Here is a 19449-nt window from a genome sequence, read left to right on the forward strand (position 1 = left end):
AAACCGAGCAATGTGAGGAGGTTGTCGGCATGAGCACTGCCTATCTAACCTATGCCGCAAAGCGGCTCGGCCAGGCGGCCGTCGTTATCCTGCTGGCCTATGTCTTTACCTTCGTTGTCGTCAGTATCCTGCCTGGCGACCCGATCACGAGTGTCCTGCGCAATCCCCAGAACGGCTTCAGCGAGGAGGAGATCGCGCAGATCGTCGCCGTTCAGGGCTTGGACAAGCCGGTCATCGTGCAATTGTGGACATCGCTGTCCGGCTTTTTGAGCGGCGACCTTGGCATGTCGATGCGATCCAACCGACCCGTGGCAACCTTGATCGCCGAAGTTCTCCCCTCGACGCTGATCCTTGCATCGGCGGGGCTCGCCGTCGCTCTGGTACTGGCGGTGGCGGTTGCCTACGGGACCCGATTTGTTCCGAAACGGTTCGGTCAGGGATTGCTGCGAGGTTTCCCGTCGCTGTTCCTGTCGGTGCCCAATTTCGTGATTGGGTTGGTGCTGATCCACGTCTTCGGCTTCCAGATCGGCCTCTTCCGCGTCATTGACCCGAATAGCTTCTGGGCAACCCTGTTTGCCGCAGTCGCACTCGGGATACCCCTATCCGCGCAGATCGCCGAAGTGCTCATTGCAAATCTCGATAAAGAGGCAGAGCAAGAATATGCCGCGGTCGCCCGCAGTCGCGGGATCGGGCAGATGCGCCTGTTCGCAAAGCATTTGCTCAAGCCAGCCTCCCTGCCCGTCGTTACTGTCATCGCTCTTACCATCGGAGAGCTTCTCGGCGGCTCGTTGATCACCGAAACGGTCTTCGGCCGCACCGGTGTCGGCAGTCTGGTGCAACGCTCAGTGAGCACACAGGACTTGCCCGTCCTGCAGGCGGTCGTCTCGCTCGGGGCGGTGGTCTTCGTGCTCGTCAACCTGATCGCCGATCTCCTCTACCCGTTGCTCGACCCGCGCGTGAAGCTCCTTGGCGGGCCGAAGCGGCGTCCGACCACCGCGGACGAAACCTCCATAGGCGCGACCAAGGCGGTGACTCCATGACCTTCGCCCTCAATTCCACTCTCTCGAATGCCAAAACCGCCGGCTGGGCGGGAGCGCTGCGAATACCGCCGATTGTGGCACTATCGTTCCCGGTGATCGCGCTCGTGATCGCGTGGTCGCTTGCTCCAGGTCTGTTCACCAGCCATAGCCCGGTTGTCGGCGTCCCGGCGGACAAGTTGCTCGGGCCGAGCATTGCCCATTGGTTCGGCACCGATCACCTCGGGCGCGACGTCTATACCCGCGTGGTTTACGGCACAGCCTCCTCCGTATCGAGCGCGCTCATCGCGGTCGTGATCGGAGTTGTCGCCGGAGGCCTCATCGGCCTTCTGGCAGGCTTTCTCGGCGGCTGGGTCGATGTCGTATTCGCCCGCCTGGTCGATGTGCTGCTGGCTATTCCAAAATTCCTGCTCGCCGTCATCGTCGTCACTGCTATCGGCTTCGAGACCGTAAACGCGGCCATCGCCACCGGTGTGTCGGCGGTGGCGATCTTCGCCCGCGTGACGCGCGCGGAAGTCATTAAGACCAGCCAAGCGCCATTCGTCGAGGCGTCGTTCCTGCTCGGCGGTTCGCGCTGGTATATCCTTTGGCGTCACGTCCTGCCCAATGCCTCACGATCCGTACTGCCGCTCGCAGTGCTGCAGTTCGGCGAGTTGATCCTGGTGATCGCCAGCCTCGCCTTCCTCGGCTACGGCGACCCGCCGCCCGCCTCCGACTGGGGCCTGCTGATCTCGATCGGCAAGGACTACCTCAAGTGGCCGTGGCTCATATACGCCCCCGCTTTCGTCACGATCTTGACCGTCCTCTCCGTGAATAGGATCAGCCGATGGCTTCGCAAGACAGATTGACCGCCACTCTCATTCGCACCGCTCCAGTGGCGCCAGCGCCACGACACGCTGCCCCCGTACTTCGAATCGATGGGCTATCGGTCTCCTACGGAAGCAACGAGGTCGTTCGCAACGTGGGGTTCGACCTGGACCGTGGCAAGAGCCTTGCCCTCATAGGAGAATTTGGCTCGGGCAAATCGACCATCGCCCGCGCGGTGCTGCGGCTTCTCCCCAGCGGCGCGCAGGCGACCGGACATGTCCAGTTCGATGGTCAGGAACTGCTGGCGCTACCCGAGCGTCGGTTCCGGCCGTTGCGGGGACGGGCCATTGGATTTGTACCCCAGGATCCCGGCAACGCACTCAACCCGGTGCGAATGATCGGTGTGCAGGCGATGGAGGCGGCGGCGCTGACCGACGAGGCCGATGCGGCCATCCGCAAGGCGCTCATTCTCGAAACATTTGCCCAGGTCGGGCTCGACAACCCTCAACGGGTCTACGATTCCTATCCTCACCAGCTGTCCGGCGGCATGCTGCAGCGGGTACTGATCGGCCTTGCGGTCCTGCCGCGGCCCGCGCTCCTGGTTGCGGACGAGCCGACCTCCGCGCTCGATGTCACGATCCAGAAGCGGATCCTCGACCTGCTCTCGCGTTTGCAGCAAGAGCTGGATATCAGCCTGCTCCTTATCACCCATGACTTGGCAATCGCGGCGGAGCGGGCGGACCAACTGGTGGTCCTCAAGGACGGCCTCGTGCAGGAAGCAGGCAAGACATCGGCTGTCTTTTCGTCGCCGGCTTCGGCATATGCCAGGAAACTGCATGCCGATGTTCCGGCCCTCAACCCTGATCGTTATGCGAGGCTGCGTGACCCAGGCTTTCGTTTGCGAGGTGGCAGCGAAGCGCCGAAGATCGAAGTCAGCGCCGTCACCAAGCGGTTCGCGGTCGATGGGAATATCCTGACTGCGGTCGACGACGTTTCCTTCACCGTCCCGGCCGGTACGACCCATGCGCTGGTCGGCGAATCGGGTTCAGGCAAGACGACGACGATCCGGCTGCTGCTGGGGCTCGAAGAACCCGACATTGGCGAAATCTCGGTTGCCGGCGAGCGCCTTGTCGGTCGCTCGCACCAGTCGCTGCGGGTGGTGTGGCGCCATCTTCAGCTTGTCTACCAGAACCCGTTCATCTCGCTGGACCCGACGTGGACTGTCGAGCATCTGGTGCGCGAGCCTCTGGACCGGTTCAAGATCGGGACGCCCAAGGAGCGGGCGGAGCAGGTCCGCGAAGCGCTCGCCAATGTCGGGCTCGGCGAACACCTCCTCACGCGCAAGCCCGGAGCCCTGTCAGGCGGTCAGCGCCAGCGCGTGGCGATCGCTCGGTCGCTGGTCCTTAAACCCGACGTGATCGTGCTGGACGAACCCACCTCCGCTCTCGATGTCAGCGTTCAGGCTGACATCGTCGAAGTCCTGCTTTCTCTGCAGGCCAGGCTCGGCCTGACCTATGTGTTCGTCTCCCATGACCTGGCACTTATTCGCCAGCTCGCGCACACTGTCTCCGGTGATGCACCGGGGCCGCATCGTCGAACATGGGACGGTCACGGATATCTTCGGCAATCCGCAACACCCCTATACCGCATCGCTGCTGGAATCGATCCCGTCGAGCATCGCCGATCCCGTCCGCGTGCCGCAGCCAAAATCTCGGCAAATTCTCCGAAAGGAACAGATCGCATGACCATTGCTGCACCTGCCAGCACCCTGCCCGCATCGTTCCGTCCGAAGCAACGGCTGGGCTTCAACACCCGCGTGTCGTTCAACGACGAGGCCGGGCCGGCTCAGGGGCTGCGGGACGGGATCGAACTGTTCAGACAGGCCGAACAGCTCGGCTACCAGTCCGGCTGGGCCTACCAGCGACATTTCGATCACTACCTGTCTTCACCGCTTCCGTTCTTCGCTGCCGTTGGCCAGCATACCAGGCGTATCAGGCTCGGATCGGCAGTCATCCCGATGCGCTATCAGGACCCGATCCTGCTCGCGGAGGCGGCAGGGACGACGGATCTGCTGATCGATGGCCGGCTGGAACTCGCCATTTCGACCGGTGCCAACGCGGCCTTCGATGCTGTGTTCGGTGCAGTCGATGCCGACGCACCGAACGGAAGCGAAACGCCGTCAGGCACGCTTCCTCTCCGCAATTTCAGGTGACGTCCTGCACACCGTCGTCGAGCCGGGCCAGGGCGCGCCTCAAGGTGCGGAGCTGCGCGTGACACCGCATAGCCCGACCTTGCGGGCCCGTATTCGGCAAGGCTCGGCCAGTCTAAGCTCGGCGGTGCAGGCAGCCGAACTGGGCATCGGGCTCATCTCGGGAACCGTACTGCACGACCATGATGAGGGCGAGACGTTCGGGCAGTATCAGGCCCGCATCATCGAGACCTTCCGCGCCACCTGGCGCAAGGCCTGGGCAACGGAGCCGCCAGCGGTGGCCGTCGCCGCCTCCATCCTGGTCGGCACCACCGCAGAGCTGCGCGAGAAATATGCGGCCTATGACCTCGAGCGTCGCACCAAGGGAATTGCCGCGTCGCGCCCCAAGGGTGCACTCGCACCTCCCAGCCAGCCTGCCGGAACATCCTGATTTCGCCGGTCTTCCAAGGCACTTCCGACCAGGTGATCGAGGCGGTGTTCAATGACCCCGGCCTTGCAGCGGCGGACGAGGTCGTGCTCTTTCTGCCCCCGGCCTTCGGACTTGCCGAAAACGTGCGGCTGTTGACCGATTTGGCGCAGACGGTGGCTCCAGCGCTTGGATGGTCGCCGGCCACGCACCATGAGCGTGAAACAACGCCATAGCGGTGGCTCACTCCTATCTCTCGCGGGCCATCATAGAGGATATTTTCTATAAATTCAGTAGAAAGAGAAACGACCTGTCTTCCTCGGTTCGTCGCTGCGGCCTACCTTCGTGTCACTGTTCGTAACCCAAGGAGATGACATGGCTGCGGAATTCATCAGCGTAAGCTTTCCCGAATGCGTCGAACGACCTGAACCCGCATACGCGACGCCCCCGTGGATCCTCGCTATCTGGAGCGATACGCACGCGCACTCGACGACTACCGGTTTCAACTATACGCTGATCCCCTACGCGTCGTCGTCCCTCGACCCCTTCACAACTGGCGCCACCGTGCTGGCACACACGAAGAACATCAAGATCATCGTGGCGCTCGAGGCCGAAGACCGTCTATCCGACGGTCGCAGCCAAATCGTCGGCCACCCTTGATCAGTTGAGCGGCGGCCGCGTTGTGGTCCACTTCATTGCGCGGCGGCAGCGACGAGGAGCAGGCGCGTGAAGGCGACTTCCTCAACAGAGGAAGTAGCGCTACGAGCGGCACAGGAAGAAATATATCCGCATCCTGCGCCTTGCCTGGACGTCGACGGAGCCCTTCGATTTCGACGGCAACTACTATCAGTTCAAGCAATTTCGCAGCGGCGGCGCTGCCCGACAAACGGGCTCATTCCGATTTCACTCGGCGGCTCTTCGGATGCCGCCTATCGCATCGGTGGTTCGCTCTGCGATATCTTCGGGCTCTGGGCCGAGCCGCTGGCCGAAACAAAACAGCAGATCGAGCGGATCGACGCAGTAGGCGGCAGGGGCGGGCCCGGACAGACCGTCGGCGCATATGGGTCACCTTCCGGCCGATCGTCGCCGAGACCGACGAGTTGGCGTGGGAAAAGGCCAATAACGTTCTGGATCGGCTGAACGAGAACCGCCAGAAAGGCTTGGCACGCGCGCCCATCAACGCCGCACCGCCGGCCAATGTCGGTTCGCAGCGGCTGCTGGACATTGCATCCCGCGGCGACGTGCACTGCACACCGGCGCCCTCTGGTACCCGACGGTCACCGCCACCAACGCCAGCGGTGCCACCACGGCGCTCTGTCTGGATATCTCCGCGCACGATTGCAGACTCGCTCTATTCTCGATCAACATCGATCTCGGTGCCGATCTGATCTCGATCCGCGGCTACTGACAATTACAACGATGCGGTCGATTACGGACGCATACATCTGCCGCTCGTGCGTGAAGGTATTCGCGAACGGGAAGATGCGAAGAAAAAGGCGGCTGCATGTTGCGCGCGGTCTGGCCCCCTCGCCAGACTGCAAGCCCTCTTCTTTTTCTCCTTCGTAAGGAGCAGAGGGAGTTATCTGTCCTTTCGTGAAGGATGCCGCTCCCTCGCCAGCCAGAAAGCCCTGAGCCGCATGTCCCATGATCCAACTGTTCTCGACGCAACGGTGCGCGTTCTCGCAGAGGCCGCACCGGATGCGGATCAAGCCCTGCGCCGCAGCTTCCCTGGACCGAAGAATCCCGTGCCGTTCATTCGGCCGGCCTTCTCGAAAGCACCGTTGCAACCCGCTACGGCGGTGAAGGTGCGATGCTGAGCGATGCGGCCCACATTCTGGCGGCACTGTCGGACGCGGCGATCCTTTCGGCCTGGCGCTAACCAGCGCCATGACGATCTTCGAACCGTCTCCCTGGCGCAAGCGACGCAAGGCGATTGGCCGGACGATCTCTACAGGCGTGTCCGCCGGCAGAGGCGAAGCAGCGTCCGCTATCGCTGGACTCGCGGCTCGCGTCGAGCCGGAACCGGGGTCGCCGGCGCGGGGCGGCCTGCCAGCGACAATTGCTCGTCGCACCGCCAAGGGCTGGTCAATCACCGGTCGCAAGCGCTTCGTAACAGGCGCTTATGGCCTCACTCACTTTCTCGTCTGGCGCGTAGGCGGACGAGACGGCCGCGCGCGTCAAGGGTTGGGACGTTCGCCGTGCCGAACGGGTCTGCCTGGCATCCGGGTAATCGGAGAACTCGGAAAAGCCTCGGCATGCGCGCCACAGGGTCGCATGATGTAGAATATACTGACGTCGAGATCCCGGCGGAGAACGTGCTGGAGCTCGTCGATCGATCGGGCGGCCCAGCAGGGACAATCGTGGCCATGCGGCGATCACCTTGGCGCTGACCGCAATCGACCCAGGCGCAGCGGAGGCCGCACAGGAAGCCTTCATCCGCTTTGCGCATGAACGTGTGCCGGCCAATCTGGGTCATCCCATCGGCTCGCACCCAGCGATTCGTCGCGCTCTCAGGCGAAATTGACCTGCTCGTCTCCGGTGCCCGCCAGATCATCTTCGGCGCGCTTGAAAGCAAGCTCGACGCAGCGGTAGAGGCCTGCATAAGAGCGCGGCTCCTTGCCGGCCGGCAGATCCGCGAAGCCGTGCAGATGGGCAGTCCGCGGAATCGGCAATCCGGGCCTCAACGCCGATCTGGGCTCTCTGAACGGCATTTCCGGGATATCCAGTCCGTGCTCGTCCATGTCTCCGCAGGAAGATACGTCCGTCTCCATTCTCGGTCGCGCCGCCTTCGACCGATGGAACCGGGCCGAGGTCGCCCAATCGGGCTATCAGAAGACCCTATCCATTCGACAAGACGGCCTGACGGGGAAGGTATTGACGTCGTTTCCTCCCAGCCTTCCGAACACTTTCTGAAAGGAATTGGAATGAGCAACAATCTGATCGTCGGCTTTTCCGGCAACATCTCCCGCCCGTCGAGCACAAGACGTTTCGTCGAAAGCGTGACCGAAGCTCTGGCGAAACAATCTGGCCTGCAGCACGTGGGTGTTCGACGCGCTCGAGGCATCTGGCATCTATCTCGACGGCGGCGAGATCGGTGACCGATCTGGATCCCGTTGCTCGTAGGGTGATCCGAACGATTATCGAGGCCCTGAGCGCGCTCGTCATTGGATCGCCAACCTACAAGCGGACGCTATACCGGGCTGTTCAAGCATGTCATCGATCTGCTCGATCCCTCCGATCTGCGTGGCAAACCGATCGTGCTGACGGCTACGGGCGGCGGAGACCGGCATTCGCTGGTTGTCGAGCACCAATCGGCGCCCGCTTTTCGCATTTTCCGAAGCCTTCGTCACGCCGAGCGCCATCTATGCCTCGGGCCGTGATTTCACCGACGGCGCCCCCTCGCCTGCCATCCTCGGCCGCGTGAACCGGGCGCTTCGCGAGGGCCTGCCGATGCTTATCAACGCACGCTCGACCTCTGCGGCGATAGCGGCGGAGTAGGAATCCCGCCGCCGCCCGCATCGTACCGAAGAACTCCCACCCGCGAAGTCGCCTGCTTCGAGCAGAACACCGCGCGCCAAGTAGATTTTTTCCGACATTTCGACCGTGCCGAGCGATCCGCTTCTCATTTCACGCGCCAGAACAGAACACGACTGTATCGATAGAATTCGTGGTGAACCTTAGGCTGTTCTTTGGCATAAAGCTGGTTCTCGTCTTCATCGAAGATGCAGCTTTCCAAGAATCGACGCGGAGAAGCACGCGCTTCATCGCGTTCACTTAAATCATTTCGCCGAATAGAGGTATTTATGAAGGCACTTGGCCTTACGACATTGAGCGTCAAATTTGGTCGCCGCACGGCTCTTGGCGCGGCATTCGGCATTGCCGCCACGCTGCTCGCAGGACAGGCCGCAGCCGAGGGCAAGATAAGGATCGCACAGCAGTTCGGCATTCCCCACCCGACTCCTGGATGTCGTTCGCGACCAAAAACTCATCGAAAGATATGGCAACGAAGCTGGCGTCGACATTGACGTCGAGTGGGCGAGCATTTCCGGCGCGACGGCGTATGAACGAGGCGCTTCTGGCCAACAATCTCGACATCGTCTCGGCAGGCTGTGCCGCCTGCGTTGACGATGTGGGATCGCACCAAGGGTGACGTCAAGCCAGCGGCAGCCCTCGGCTCCTCGCCGAACTATCTCATCACCACCAATCCGGATGTCCATACGCTGAAGGATTTCAGCGACAGAGGAACCGGTATCGCGGTGCCTGCCGCCGGTGTTGGCTTCCAGTCGCGGACGCTGCAGATCGAGGCTGCCAAGCTCTTCGGGGCCGACAGTTTCCAGAAGCTCGACCAGATTTCCGATGAAGCCTGCCGCATCCGGATGCGACCGCGGCATTGATTTCCGGCGGCACTGAGGTGAACTCGCATTTTTCCTCTGCGCTCTTTCGATTACCAGGCGTTGCAGGCAGGTAAGGCAGTCCACAAGGTTATCAGTTCCTATGACATTCTGGGCGGGCCGGCGACGTTCAACGTACTCGATACCAGCACGGCCTTCCACGACGAAAATCCGAAGACCTATGCAGCCTTCTACGCCGCCCTGCGTGAGGCTGCAGATTGGATCAACGCAAACAAGCAGAAGGCTGCAGAAGCCTTCATCCGTCAGCAGGGTTCGAAGCTGTCGCCGCAGTTCGTTCTCGATATCATCAACGATCCCGAGAACGATTTCACGATCAGGCCTCAGAACACCTTCGTTTATGCGGCCGAGCTGCACAAGCTTGGCGTCCTGAAAAACCAGGCAGGTTCCTGGAAGGACTATTTCTTCCCCGAGGCATACGGCGAAAACGGCAGCTGATATCGCATCACAACCTTCACGGCTCAGGACTAGATGCGATGCAAGCCTGTTCTGGGCCGTCAACGATGGAATTGAGAATGGACGGCATGACTGCACCCGTTCGGGAGAACGGTGTTCCGCCTCCCCCGCCCCTTCTTTCGGTCGAGGGCGTCACCCTCGAATACCAGGCGCCCGGTCGGGTGGTTCGCGCCACGCAGAATGTCAGCTTTGACGTCTGGGGAAGCAGATCGCTTCATCCTGCTCGGGGCTTCTGGCTGCGGCAAGTCCACCCTGCTGAAAGCCGTCGGCGGCTTCATTGCACCTCGCCAGGGACGGATCCTGCTGGACGGGCGGCCGGTGCACGGCCCCGGTCCGGATCGCGTCGTCGTTTTCCAGGAATTCGACCAGTTGCCGCCATGGAAGACGGTGCGGGAGAACGTGGCGTTCCCGGTGCGGGCTTCAGGCCGCCTCAGCCGCAAAGAGGCCACCGAACGCGCCGAGCACTATATCGAGAAAGTCGGCCTAACCCGTTTCGCAGACGCCTATCCGAACACGCTGTCCGGCGGCATGAAGCAACGAGTAGCCATTGCTCGCGCGCTTGCAATGGAACCGCGCGTCCTTTTGATGGATGAACCCTTCGCCGCTCTGGACGCGCTCACGCGGCGGAAAATGCAGGAGGAACTGCTGGCGCTTTGGGAAGAGGTTCGCTTCACCCTGCTGTTCGTCACCCATTCCATCGAGGAAGCTCTGGTCGTCGGCAACCGCATCGCGCTTTCGTCGCCGCACCCGGGACGCATGCGAGCGGAGATCAACAGCCATGACTGGGATCTCAAAAGTGGCGGGAGCTCGCATTTTCAGGCAGCTGCAAACCGCATCCACCGCCTTCTTTTCGAAGAGGCCGAAGCCGTTGATGGAGCCAGGCATGACTGAAGTCTTGAGCACAGGCGCCAAGAGCGGGACGCGCCGCCCTGTACCTCCTATCCGCCCCGAATACGAGTTGCCGCTCGAGCCGCTTGCTGAATTAAAAAGCGAAGAGGCTCTGCCGCTGTACGAACGCCTCTGGCAGCGCACCTGGCTGCGCAAGAGCCTGATCCTGATCTGTCTTGCCTTGCTGTGGGAACTTGCCGCCAGGCTTCAGGGAAATGAGCTGCTCCTGCCGTCGTTCACCGCCTCGATAAAAGCCTTGGTGGAGGATATTTCCAGCGGCATCATTCCGAGCCGAGCCATGAACTCGCTCGATGTCCTGATCAAGGGTTATGCGGCAGGTGTCGTTCTGGCCTTCGTTCTGACCTCGCTTGCCGTTTCAACCCGGATCGGGCGCGACCTCCTATCGACCCTGACCTCCATGCTCAATCCCCTGCCGCCGATCGCCTTGCTGCCGCTGGCGCTCCTGTGGTTTGGGCTGGGACAAGGGAGCCTCGTCTTCGTGCTGATCCATTCGGTGCTCTGGCCGCTGGCGCTCAACATGTATACCGGCTTCACGAGCGTGCCGGAAACCTTACGGATGGCGGGCCGCAATTACGGACTGCGCGGCTTGCGGTATGTGCTTTTGATCCTTGTACCGGCCGCTCTGCCATCGATCATTGCGGGGCTCAAGATCGGCTGGGCCTTCGCCTGGCGCACCCTGATTGCGGCCGAACTCGTCTTCGGCGCCTCCTCCGGCAAGGGCGGGCTCGGCTGGTACATCTTCCAGAACCGCAACGAGCTTTACACCGACCGGGTTTTCGCCGGGCTGATCATGGTCATCCTGTTAGGCCTTCTGGTCGAAAACGTCCTGTTCCGCCAGTTGGAGCAGCGAACGGTGGCGAAATGGGGAATGACGCGCTAGCGCCAACGCATCGGGACAAGAATGACAGATCGTAAGAAATACGTGGTCGGGATAACCGACCACATGATCGGCGCGCCCGATCTCGAAGCGGACGTGCTCGGCGATGATGTCGAGATAGACTTCTTCGCCAGCACGGATGAGGCATCATTCGCCCCTGATCGCCTGGCAAGGCTCGATGCCCTGATGGTCGGGGCGCACAGCTTGGAGCGAAAAGCATCGCCCACCTGACCCGTTGCAGGGCGCGTGGTGCGCTATGGCGTCGGCTATGAGACAGATCTGGCGGCACTCACAGGCGCCGGTATCCCGTTTGCCAACAACCCGGATTACGGCACCGAGGAAGTCGCCGATCACGCGCTTGCGATGATCCTGTCCTTGCATCGGCGGCTTTGGGAACACGACGCTCGTGCCCGCGGCTATAGTCCGGGATGGCAGGTCCACAGCCTCAAGCCGCTTTCGCGTTCGAACCGGGCCACGGTGGGCGTTCGTCGGCGTCGGGCGGATCGGAACCGCTGTCGTCAATCGGCTGAAACCATTCGGCTTCCGCATCCTTGGTTATGATCCGGGCCAGCCGCCCGGGACATGAAGGTCATCGGCTATGAGCGCACAGACCAGTTGGAGGAGCTCCTCGCTCAGTCGGACATCGTCACGCTGCATTGCCCGGCGAACGCGAAACGCGCGGCCTTCTGAACTCGGCTGGTCTCGCCCGCTTGAAGCACGGAGCGATCGTCGTCAACACCGCACGTGGAGAGCTGATCGATGATCTCGACGCGCTCGAGGCCGCGCTGCGAAGCGGACATCTCGCCGCCGCGGGCATTGATACGTTGGTCAGGAGCCGCCCGGTGATCATCCACTGCTGGCAGCGTGGCGTAACCGAGAGAACTGGCTTGCCGGGCGGCTGGTGATCACGCCGCACAATGCCTTCTATTCCGATCATGCAGCCGTCGAGATGCGCCTGAACGCGGCGAAGACGGTCAGGATTTTGCTCGATGAAGGAAGACTTCGAAATCAGGTACAGATATATCATGAGTAACCGTTCCGAATTCCTCTGGTACATTCCCAACGACGTCAAAGCCGGCCACCGAGGCGATGCGGCTGATCCGGATCACAACAGCCTGGACACCCTGACGAGCCAGGCAGAAGCTCTGGAACAGCATGGCTGGAAAGGCGCCCGCGATCGGCACGGGCTGGGGACGGCCCGATACATTCACCATCGCAACTGCGCTCGCCGCCCGCACGACGACCTTCGAGCCACTGATCGCGGTTCGGCCCGGCTATTGGAAACCGGCAAATTTCGCTTCCTCAGCAGCGACGCTCGATCATCTGAGCGGCGGTCGTGTGCGCGTCAACGTCGTTTCCGGGCCGGATGCGCTTGCAGCCTATGGCGACCAGGAAGGTGACCAGGTGCAGCGTTATGCCCGCACCAAGGAATTCATGCGGCTGATCCGCAGGCTCTGGACCGAAGAAGACGTCACCTTCAGTGGTGAGCATTTCCAGGTAACCGGATCCACGGCGGCGCCGCGGCTCGCACCGATCGGCGATCGCCGTCATCCCAAACTCTATTTCGGAGGTGCCTCGGAAGCGGCCGAGCGGGTCGCCGTGACCGAAGCCGACGTGCAGCTCTTCTGGGGCGAACCATTGGATGGCGTGCGGGAGCGGATCGAGCGGCTGAAGGCACTCAGCAAGACACTCGATCGCGACCTGCAGCCACTGGAATTCGGCCTGAGGATCACGACCCTCGTTCGGGACACGACGGAGCAAGCCTGGGCCGACGCCGAAGCGAAGGTCGCCAAAATGGCCGAGGGAGCGGCGGGAAGCTGGCAGGACCATCGCCACGGGGTTGCCGTCGGTCAGCAACGCCTCCTGGACCTTGCCCGGCAAGGCGACGTGCTCGATGACAATCTCTACACGGCGCCGGGGAAATTCGGCGGAGGTGGAGCGGGAACCACCTGGCTGGTCGGGTCAGCCGAGGACGTTGCGCGCTCGCTGCGTAAATATGAAGAGCTTGGTATTACCCATTTCGTGCTCTCCGATACGCCATACCTTACGGAAATAAAACGGCAGGGCAGCCAGTTGCTCCCTCTTCTTGCCTAGACCTGGATCGGCTCGGCGTTGTCCACGACAGTTCCGCCAGGAAGCTGCTGAACGTTGCCTTGGATGCCGCACCGATCGAAGGGATCGGAACCTTTGTTGCGACCGACCGCGTCTTCTCATTGTTCGAACGTGAATTCGATACGACAGATATTCATGCCGCAGTGGCGGAAGCCCTCCGACCGGAGGCGAATGTAAATTTATCCGCTCACCGCCTGGTCCTTGATCTGTCCGGAGGAGACGTGGGGAACGTTCGCCTCGTGACGACGAACTTCGACCGTCTTTTCGGGGCCTGTGACCACGGCCTCCGCTCTGTCGGACCGTTGCATCTTCCTCGATCCATTCAGATTTTTTTGGTACATGGTACATGCATTCTCGCATATATACTTGTTATTACTAAGGAAATCTGCGACGGTCCGTCGAATTGATCATCGGTGCAACCGCGAGCACGAGGCCATTAGAATAGTGGGATTTTCCTTGTGTTCCAGGCCTTCCGGTGAGTTCCGTCATGTCTCGCTGAATCTCGTTTTCTGCCTTTTGCGCCCGTTTGTGAGATGCCAATGCTACGGCGTAGAACTTGCAGGAGGGTTTGTAGCACTGATGGGTGCGTATCAGAGCGAACGCGAAAAAAATGGACGAAGGCTTATACCGCACAGAATCGGATTAAGCGGGACGGCGCCCTCGTGCCAAGCGAAGCCCAGACCTTCAGATATGGCTGGCAGCAAGCTCCTGACTGAAAAAGCGGACTTGGGAATTGCGATTGAGGGACCAGGAACCTCAAGAATAGAACACCTCCTCGCGAACAGCCGATCCGGGCTGTTACCATGCCGCGTGTATTGGCGAGTTATCTTGCGACCACAGTGTGTACGCCTGCTGGGAGCCGGATCCGTTCTCCTGAATCAGCCATAGTTGGGGCGCCTTCTGTTTGAACTCGCCAAATTTCAACAGCGCCGCCGAGTTGCGTATCCTCGTTTCGATAGCGATTTACGCCAATGAACAACACGCGCCCGGCCCTGTCGAAAGCGAGACCTTGCGGTAGTACACCAGCAATCGGCCACTCGCCTCGCTCTGGGTCAGCCGGCCCGTCTCCGCGTCCCGTTCATACAGACTTATCGAGGCTGCCTCGGTCCAGTCGGAGGACCCGTCTGGCTTGCCGGTGCCGCGAAGATTTGAACTGGCGAGGAAACGTCCGTCGGGAGAAAAGGCGATCGTCTCGCCACCCCACCCTCCCAGGGTGATTTGCGGCACCGTATGGCGTGCGTCATCGCCTGTGGCGCCTACATCGGCCAGGCGAATGGTCGTCAGGACACCTTCCTGCACACCATAGAAGCCGGCTGTATCGATACCCCATTGGACGTCAGAGGTCACATAATGCAGTCCGTCGGGCGAAGAATTGGCCGACGAAGGGAAATTTGTTCGTCTGAACGCGATTTCCCCACGGTCTGACCACGGCCACGGAACCATTGGCGGCACGGACGATCTCGTAGAAGGCGACCTGCCCTCGGTCGACAAGGTTCACAGCAACGTAGCGTCCGCTCGGATGCCACTGCAGCCAGGTCGATCTCAGGGGAATGAAGCCGGTCGAAGGCTCCAGACCGAGACCGAACCTGGCAACTTCGCCGAACTGCCCGTCCCTCACCGGAACGAATGCCAGTTCCTTCTCGGCATCGACCGTGATCGCGACGATGAGATCGCCGGCCGGGTTGAGATGGATCGCTTGAGGCTGCGTGCCGATGCTCACGCTATCGATCTCGGTAGCCTGCACACCTTCGACCCGCAGAGAACGCACGGTGTTGCCTTGCGGAAGCTCGTCAAGACGGGTCGCGCCTTCAGGGCGTTTCTCGAAGGTCTCCGCCACAAAGACAATGCGTCCGTCGGCGGAAACGTCGAGGGCTCCCGGCGGACCGTAAGTTGAATTAGAAACCCGCGTCAGGCCAGGGGTCGCCGAGCCGGACGGCGATGCAATAATCCCAAGCGTGTCCGTGTGGTAAGGATCGACTGGACCGAGGTGCCCCGTCTCGTAGACCGTAGGCACCATGTCGGTATCAGATAAAACAAAAAGCCGGTCTTGCGGTGGTGTTTGCGCCAAGGCGAGAGACGCAAGGAGCGGGAAAGCCGGGGCGGTGAGAAAAGCTAATCGTCGCATAGTGAGAGATCTCCGTTGGATCTCCATTGTCACATTTGCCTTTGCATTCATCCAATCGATATTAGATATTCCGATATTCACATATGGAATAATAGTCCCATGAACCTAGCGGGTGTCGATCTCAATCTCCTCGTCGCCTTCGATGCGTTGCTGAGTGAAGGTTCGGGCGAGTGCGGCCGCCGTCCGCATCGGCCTCAGTCAGCCCGCAATGAGTAAGCGCCTTGCCAATCTGCGAGCGCTCTTCGGGGATGATCTGTTCGTGCGCTACGCCGATGGCGTTCGGCCAACTGAGAAGGCACTTGACCTGGCGGACCCGATCAGGCTCGCGCTTCGACAGATCGAGGACGCTTTGGGGGACATGGCGAAATTCGCGCCGCAAAGCTCCCGCCGCATCTTCCGTATCGCCACGACCGACCACATTGCCGCGACGCTCATGCCCGACCTGATGGTGGCTCTACGCATTACAGCCCCAGGAACCTCAATCGTGTTGCGCAGCCTGCATCGCCAAGAAATTGTCGATTGCCTGGAAAAAGGTTCGATCGATCTCGCCATCACAATCCTTCCGGACGCGCCGACCACAATCAAACGCGCCCAGCTTTTTCACGTGGACTGGATTTCGATCGTATCATCCGAACATCCGGAGATACGCCAGGACCTTACGCTCGATTTGTACTTGAAATACCCGCATCTGGTAGTGACCCATGTCGGTGATCTGAAGGGCTATATCGACAGAATGTTGGACGACCGCGGCCTGAAGCGGAACGTCATCATGGGCCTGCCTTATGCGATGGCCGTGCCGCCGATCATCGCGCGGACTGACCTGATCTGCACGCTATCGGCCAACATTCTCGATTTGTCTGATTGGCGCGGCATCAGCGCTTTCCCCGTCCCGCTCGACTATTCCGGCTATCGCGAGACGATGCTCTGGCATCGACGCAACGATAGCGACCCTGCGCCACACATGGTTCCGGCGCCTGCTGCTCGAGAAAAGCAACGGACTCGAGACCATGAAAGGCGCTTGAGAGACCTCGTCACACAGCGCGTCAAATGCGCCTCTTGTCGGCAGGACGCAGCTTGGCTCACGCGGCCGCCAAGTGTGATCTCGATGAGGTCCAGCGCCGAACACGGACGCATAGAAGCGACCTGTTTGCGCACACCCGCAATGCTGGCATTGATCAGTCATCTATTGAGCGGGCGAGCCGAATGCGGTTGGCGCCTTCGCTAGTCGCGATCATGCCGCCGGACGCCATCACTATCAACCCAAGCCTGCGCTGATACAGGGCCGCTTTTTTGAAGCCGCGACTAGTTGCCCGCGTCTGCATTCAACGCAGCTCGCTTTTTCGGCCGTTCTTTGACACTATACGGCGCGCTTTCTCATTGACTGAAACGGGGCGCTTCGCTCCAGATGTCGCGGCAGCCTTGCTGGTCGGCCAGCGTTTCACGCCGAGTTTGGCCCGGAGAAGAACTATGAACCTGCAGAAGATCTACACTACATTGCTCACCGCAGACCTTGCGGCGGCTGAAGGCTGGTATACGAAGCTGCTCGGTCGTGGACCGGATTATCGGCCAATGGACACGCTGGTGCAGTGGGAGCTCTTCGATCAGGGCGGGTTAGCGCTTTCAACCGACGATGAGATCGCCGGCAGGGGCGTGATGTTCCTTGTCGTCGACGATGTCGCGGCCGAGCGCCGCAGGCTGCAGGCCCTGGGGATCGTGCTCGGGGACGACATTGAGGGCGACTACTCCACGCTGGCGCAGGTGCGTGATCCTGACGGCAACCTGCTTACGCTAGCGACGCCGCCCTCGCGGCCCTATCCGCTTGCATGACCGCGATGAAGGCTGGCTCATGGCGCACGATCTTGCCGGCCGAAAGATCGAGGCTTGCCGGAACTGCGATCTGCTGGTGCTCTCGCTGGCACGGCACGGACGCAACTCGGAACCCGATGCGGTCGAGGCCGATGACGAGAGATCATGAAGTTCGAGAGATCATCTGCAACTGCGTTCGGGTACTGAATGCTGGGTGGTCGCGGGTCAAGGTTAGATCGAATGCCCCCGCCAATGTGGCTTGGGCTTGCCTTTCCCCTCTCTTTGAGCGTGCTTCAGAAGTGCATTCCCAGCATGATTCTGGAATGGATTCATTGGGTGTCGGTTTGTTTAGGGGGCCGACGCGATGGACGCTGAACATAGATTGGCCGGCAGCCGTGGAACGCGGGCTGGATATGCATTGTAAAGGAAGATCGTTTCGACCAATTTCAGGTTAGGCCATGAATCAGGAAATCCGGCTTTTTGGCGCTATTGCGGTCCGACCCGCCGTCCTTGCTCTCATATCCCAGTTCGAAACGGCGACAGGATTCACGGTTGCGGTCAAGTGGGAGCTCAATCCGACAGTAAAGAAGCAGATTGAAGCTGGGGAACCTTTTGACCTCGTCATCATCAACCCGAACCTGGTTCAGGATCTGACCGCCTTGGGAAAAGTCAAGGTGGGAAGCCAGGTAGCGTTCGGCCGGATAGCAATGGGGGTGGCGGCCAAGGCAGGCAGTCGACCGCTCAAAATTGGGTCCGTGGGAGCATTCGAACATGCGTTGAAGAGCGCCAGATCAATCGCCTACGCCAGTGAAGGAACCAGCGGTGGCTACTTCTCCGATTTGCTCGAACGCTTGGGAATAGCGGATGAGGTGAAGCCCAAGCTGGTGGCCGTACCAGGAGGGCAGACAGCGTCGGCCGTAGGCCGTGGGGAAGCCGAGTTGGGGGTCGTTCCCGTGACTTCGATTCTTGCAGCCGCTCCCGAGGTCATACTTGTCGGGCGGTTTCCGGCAGAACTCCAAAGTTACGTTGACTTCGCCGTTGGAATGAGCGCTGATCCAACGGACGCAGAAGCTGCCAAGCAGCTGTCGGAATTTCTGATTTCGACAGCCGTTGATGACATCTTGGTGGCAAAGGGCGTCGAGCGCCGCTAGAAGCGTGATTGATAACATGGTGGCAGGTCGTGCGGGCAGAAACCGGCACGCAGGAGTAAACGCCGCCGCCCCCCAGGCTCGGCCTTTGAATCATCGGCGCGATCAGCGCCCACTGCCCATCCGTCAGGTCCCTCGCGTATGGACAAGTCGCGTAAAGCGCCAGCACGATCAGGCTGAGTGATCTATTGAGACGTATGTCCACTGTGGAGACGGGTTCAAGGATCTCTGAGGCAACGGGTTTCTATGATGCTCCGGCGAATTGCCAGAGCTGCCTAGTTTGATTTTACGGAGCCGTCCGCTTCCGCCGCCATGTCGCTCCGAGCCTCGTCGATCATCGGCGCACCGGCGAACACGGGGCCATTGGGTGCCGCTTGCCCTCCGCCACAGACATATTGCCGCCTTTTCGCTGTCGCCCCGCTGCTCCGAACCGGAGCATGGTGAGCTTAGCTCGCGCAGGACGAGGGCTTATAGCCAAGAAATAGGTCCAAGGCCAGCTTGCGCCGCAGCTGCATCGCTCAAGCCGCAATGAGCAGGAGCACATAGGCGATGACGGTCACCATCAGCCCGCGGAAGGCGAAGGTCACGCAGCGGTACTTTCCACGCGCGATGGCCGAGAGAATATCGGCATTGTTCAGGTACTCGTTGAAAAGATAGACCTCGTCCCGGCGCTGCGCCGCATCCCAGAAGCGATGGCGGTGCTTGCCCCAAGAGCCCCAGAACAGGGAGGTCGACTTGTTCACGTGGCGCGGCAGCACTACGAGGATGGCCGATATGATTGAAAAGACCGAGGCCGCGGCAAGCAATCCCGAGAAAAGCATGCTTTGCTGATAACCGTTCACATAGCGGCCCAAGGTAAATACGCTGCGCACATCGCTTGAACTCACCAAAAAGGCGAGCATAAAAGTAAAAATATACGCGGCTTTCTGGTCAGAAATCTTAATCTGGTCGTAAAATATATCGTTGATTTTCTTTATATGATCAAAATACTCTGCACCGATATCCTCCTGTCGAAGGCCCACTCCTCATAAGCTCTGCCGCACTTTCGAAATCCGTCACGTTCTCAACTCCCGCCCAAAGTGTTTCCGTGATATTACACTTCACAGGCAAAGCAATAGCGCGCGTACAACACAGCTTGACTTTTCAAC

At 60.6% G+C, this 19449-nt stretch carries 17 protein-coding genes and 8 pseudogenes; 19 read left to right on the plus strand and 6 right to left on the minus strand.

What is annotated here, in order from left to right; all coding sequences use genetic code 11:
- Positions 1-29: 29 nt before the first annotated feature.
- The 5 genes and pseudogenes from ACW4PC_RS07330 to ACW4PC_RS07350 all read left to right on the plus strand — a co-directional run.
- Positions 30-1040 carry an ABC transporter permease gene (locus ACW4PC_RS07330; RefSeq protein WP_455873325.1) on the plus strand — a complete coding sequence of 337 codons (1011 nt, stop codon included), beginning with the start codon at positions 30-32 and terminating at the stop codon, positions 1038-1040.
- A complete protein-coding gene (locus tag ACW4PC_RS07335) occupies positions 1037-1885 on the plus strand; it encodes an ABC transporter permease (RefSeq protein WP_455873326.1) in 849 nt (282 codons plus the stop codon). The genes ACW4PC_RS07330 and ACW4PC_RS07335 overlap by 4 nt, the downstream gene beginning before the upstream one ends.
- A pseudogene (locus ACW4PC_RS07340) lies at positions 1864-3589 on the plus strand (dipeptide ABC transporter ATP-binding protein). The gene ACW4PC_RS07335 and the pseudogene ACW4PC_RS07340 overlap by 22 nt, the downstream one beginning before the upstream one ends.
- Positions 3586-4695: pseudogene (locus ACW4PC_RS07345) on the plus strand (LLM class flavin-dependent oxidoreductase). Before ACW4PC_RS07340 ends, ACW4PC_RS07345 begins: the two co-directional pseudogenes overlap by 4 nt.
- A 139-nt stretch (positions 4696-4834) precedes the next feature.
- Positions 4835-5964 (plus strand): annotated as a pseudogene (locus ACW4PC_RS07350) (LLM class flavin-dependent oxidoreductase); the annotation flags it as partial.
- A 1005-nt stretch (positions 5965-6969) separates the two neighbouring features.
- Here the strand turns inward: ACW4PC_RS07350 and ACW4PC_RS07355 are convergent.
- On the minus strand, positions 6970-7200 hold the full coding sequence (locus ACW4PC_RS07355) for a hypothetical protein (RefSeq protein WP_455873327.1): 231 nt from the start codon (positions 7198-7200) through the stop codon (positions 6970-6972).
- Positions 7201-7383: 183 nt separating this feature from the next.
- Between ACW4PC_RS07355 and ACW4PC_RS07360 the strand changes: the two are divergent.
- Positions 7384-7957 (plus strand): annotated as a pseudogene (locus ACW4PC_RS07360) (NAD(P)H-dependent oxidoreductase).
- 281 nt (positions 7958-8238) lie between these two features.
- Here ACW4PC_RS07360 and ACW4PC_RS07365 read toward each other — a convergent pair.
- Positions 8239-8412: a hypothetical protein gene (locus ACW4PC_RS07365; RefSeq protein WP_455873328.1), complete on the minus strand. Its 174-nt coding sequence runs from the start codon at positions 8410-8412 to the stop codon at positions 8239-8241.
- A 168-nt stretch (positions 8413-8580) separates the two neighbouring features.
- Here ACW4PC_RS07365 and ACW4PC_RS07370 point away from each other — a divergent pair, with 168 nt between their 5' ends.
- The 9 genes and pseudogenes from ACW4PC_RS07370 (at position 8581) to ACW4PC_RS07410 (ending at position 13204) form a co-directional block, all read left to right on the plus strand.
- Entirely contained in the window at positions 8581-8853 is a 273-nt protein-coding gene (locus ACW4PC_RS07370) for a hypothetical protein (RefSeq protein ID WP_455873329.1), read from the plus strand.
- Between the two features lie 60 nt (positions 8854-8913).
- On the plus strand, positions 8914-9306 hold the full coding sequence (locus tag ACW4PC_RS07375; protein ID WP_455873330.1) for a hypothetical protein: 393 nt from the start codon (positions 8914-8916) through the stop codon (positions 9304-9306).
- Positions 9307-9383: 77 nt separating this feature from the next.
- Positions 9384-10215, plus strand: a pseudogene (locus tag ACW4PC_RS07380) (ABC transporter ATP-binding protein).
- The gene (locus ACW4PC_RS07385; RefSeq protein WP_455873331.1) at positions 10208-11113 is read left to right on the plus strand and encodes an ABC transporter permease; all 906 of its coding nucleotides are present in this window, start codon (positions 10208-10210) and stop codon (positions 11111-11113) included. Before ACW4PC_RS07380 ends, ACW4PC_RS07385 begins: the two are co-directional and overlap by 8 nt.
- A gap of 21 nt (positions 11114-11134) precedes the next feature.
- Entirely contained in the window at positions 11135-11341 is a 207-nt protein-coding gene (locus tag ACW4PC_RS07390; protein WP_455873332.1) for a hypothetical protein, read from the plus strand.
- A gap of 18 nt (positions 11342-11359) precedes the next feature.
- A pseudogene (locus ACW4PC_RS07395) lies at positions 11360-11515 on the plus strand (C-terminal binding protein); the annotation flags it as partial.
- Position 11516: 1 nt separating this feature from the next.
- The gene (locus ACW4PC_RS07400) at positions 11517-11696 is read left to right on the plus strand and encodes an NAD(P)-dependent oxidoreductase (protein WP_455873333.1); all 180 of its coding nucleotides are present in this window, start codon (positions 11517-11519) and stop codon (positions 11694-11696) included.
- Positions 11697-11766: 70 nt separating this feature from the next.
- The gene (locus ACW4PC_RS07405; protein ID WP_455873334.1) at positions 11767-12015 is read left to right on the plus strand and encodes an NAD(P)-dependent oxidoreductase; all 249 of its coding nucleotides are present in this window, start codon (positions 11767-11769) and stop codon (positions 12013-12015) included.
- A 120-nt stretch (positions 12016-12135) separates the two neighbouring features.
- Positions 12136-13204, plus strand: a pseudogene (locus tag ACW4PC_RS07410) (LLM class flavin-dependent oxidoreductase).
- 197 nt (positions 13205-13401) lie between these two features.
- Here the strand turns inward: ACW4PC_RS07410 and ACW4PC_RS07415 are convergent.
- The 3 genes from ACW4PC_RS07415 to ACW4PC_RS07425 all read right to left on the minus strand — a co-directional run bounded on the left by ACW4PC_RS07415 (position 13402) and on the right by ACW4PC_RS07425 (position 15239).
- Positions 13402-13530 (minus strand): hypothetical protein, encoded by a 129-nt coding sequence (locus ACW4PC_RS07415; RefSeq protein WP_455873335.1) that lies wholly within the window; start codon positions 13528-13530, stop codon positions 13402-13404.
- 655 nt (positions 13531-14185) lie between these two features.
- Positions 14186-14569 (minus strand): hypothetical protein, encoded by a 384-nt coding sequence (locus ACW4PC_RS07420; RefSeq protein ID WP_455873336.1) that lies wholly within the window; start codon positions 14567-14569, stop codon positions 14186-14188.
- The gene (locus ACW4PC_RS07425; RefSeq protein ID WP_455873337.1) at positions 14559-15239 is read right to left on the minus strand and encodes a hypothetical protein; all 681 of its coding nucleotides are present in this window, start codon (positions 15237-15239) and stop codon (positions 14559-14561) included. The genes ACW4PC_RS07420 and ACW4PC_RS07425 overlap by 11 nt, the downstream gene beginning before the upstream one ends.
- A gap of 316 nt (positions 15240-15555) precedes the next feature.
- Here ACW4PC_RS07425 and ACW4PC_RS07430 point away from each other — a divergent pair, with 316 nt between their 5' ends.
- The 4 genes from ACW4PC_RS07430 to ACW4PC_RS07445 all read left to right on the plus strand — a co-directional run bounded on the left by ACW4PC_RS07430 (position 15556) and on the right by ACW4PC_RS07445 (position 18304).
- Positions 15556-16572, plus strand: a complete 1017-nt coding sequence (locus ACW4PC_RS07430) for a LysR family transcriptional regulator (protein WP_455873338.1) — start codon at positions 15556-15558, stop codon at positions 16570-16572.
- A 242-nt stretch (positions 16573-16814) separates the two neighbouring features.
- The gene (locus ACW4PC_RS07435) at positions 16815-17174 is read left to right on the plus strand and encodes a VOC family protein (protein WP_455873339.1); all 360 of its coding nucleotides are present in this window, start codon (positions 16815-16817) and stop codon (positions 17172-17174) included.
- A gap of 19 nt (positions 17175-17193) precedes the next feature.
- Entirely contained in the window at positions 17194-17322 is a 129-nt protein-coding gene (locus ACW4PC_RS07440) for a hypothetical protein (RefSeq protein ID WP_455873340.1), read from the plus strand.
- Positions 17323-17611: 289 nt separating this feature from the next.
- A complete protein-coding gene (locus tag ACW4PC_RS07445; protein WP_455873341.1) occupies positions 17612-18304 on the plus strand; it encodes a molybdate ABC transporter substrate-binding protein in 693 nt (230 codons plus the stop codon).
- A 515-nt stretch (positions 18305-18819) separates the two neighbouring features.
- Here ACW4PC_RS07445 and ACW4PC_RS07450 read toward each other — a convergent pair.
- A pseudogene (locus tag ACW4PC_RS07450) lies at positions 18820-19360 on the minus strand (Pycsar system effector family protein).
- Positions 19361-19449: the final 89 nt, after the last annotated feature.

This window comes from Rhizobium yanglingense (assembly GCF_977109285.1).

Bases quoted from the DNA above. Each gene is read 5' to 3' on its own strand.
- ACW4PC_RS07355 (WP_455873327.1), bottom strand. From the start codon at position 7,200: ATGGACGAGCACGGACTGGATATCCCGGAAATGCCGTTCAGAGAGCCC.
- ACW4PC_RS07385 (WP_455873331.1), top strand. From the start codon at position 10,208: ATGACTGAAGTCTTGAGCACAGGCGCCAAGAGCGGGACGCGCCGCCCT.
- ACW4PC_RS07335 (WP_455873326.1), top strand. From the start codon at position 1,037: ATGACCTTCGCCCTCAATTCCACTCTCTCGAATGCCAAAACCGCCGGC.
- ACW4PC_RS07425 (WP_455873337.1), bottom strand. From the start codon at position 15,239: ATGGTGCCTACGGTCTACGAGACGGGGCACCTCGGTCCAGTCGATCCT.
- ACW4PC_RS07445 (WP_455873341.1), top strand. From the start codon at position 17,612: ATGAATCAGGAAATCCGGCTTTTTGGCGCTATTGCGGTCCGACCCGCC.
- ACW4PC_RS07430 (WP_455873338.1), top strand. From the start codon at position 15,556: ATGAGTAAGCGCCTTGCCAATCTGCGAGCGCTCTTCGGGGATGATCTG.
- ACW4PC_RS07415 (WP_455873335.1), bottom strand. From the start codon at position 13,530: ATGCAACGGTCCGACAGAGCGGAGGCCGTGGTCACAGGCCCCGAAAAG.
- ACW4PC_RS07435 (WP_455873339.1), top strand. From the start codon at position 16,815: ATGAACCTGCAGAAGATCTACACTACATTGCTCACCGCAGACCTTGCG.
- ACW4PC_RS07330 (WP_455873325.1), top strand. From the start codon at position 30: ATGAGCACTGCCTATCTAACCTATGCCGCAAAGCGGCTCGGCCAGGCG.
- ACW4PC_RS07390 (WP_455873332.1), top strand. From the start codon at position 11,135: ATGACAGATCGTAAGAAATACGTGGTCGGGATAACCGACCACATGATC.
- ACW4PC_RS07440 (WP_455873340.1), top strand. From the start codon at position 17,194: ATGGCGCACGATCTTGCCGGCCGAAAGATCGAGGCTTGCCGGAACTGC.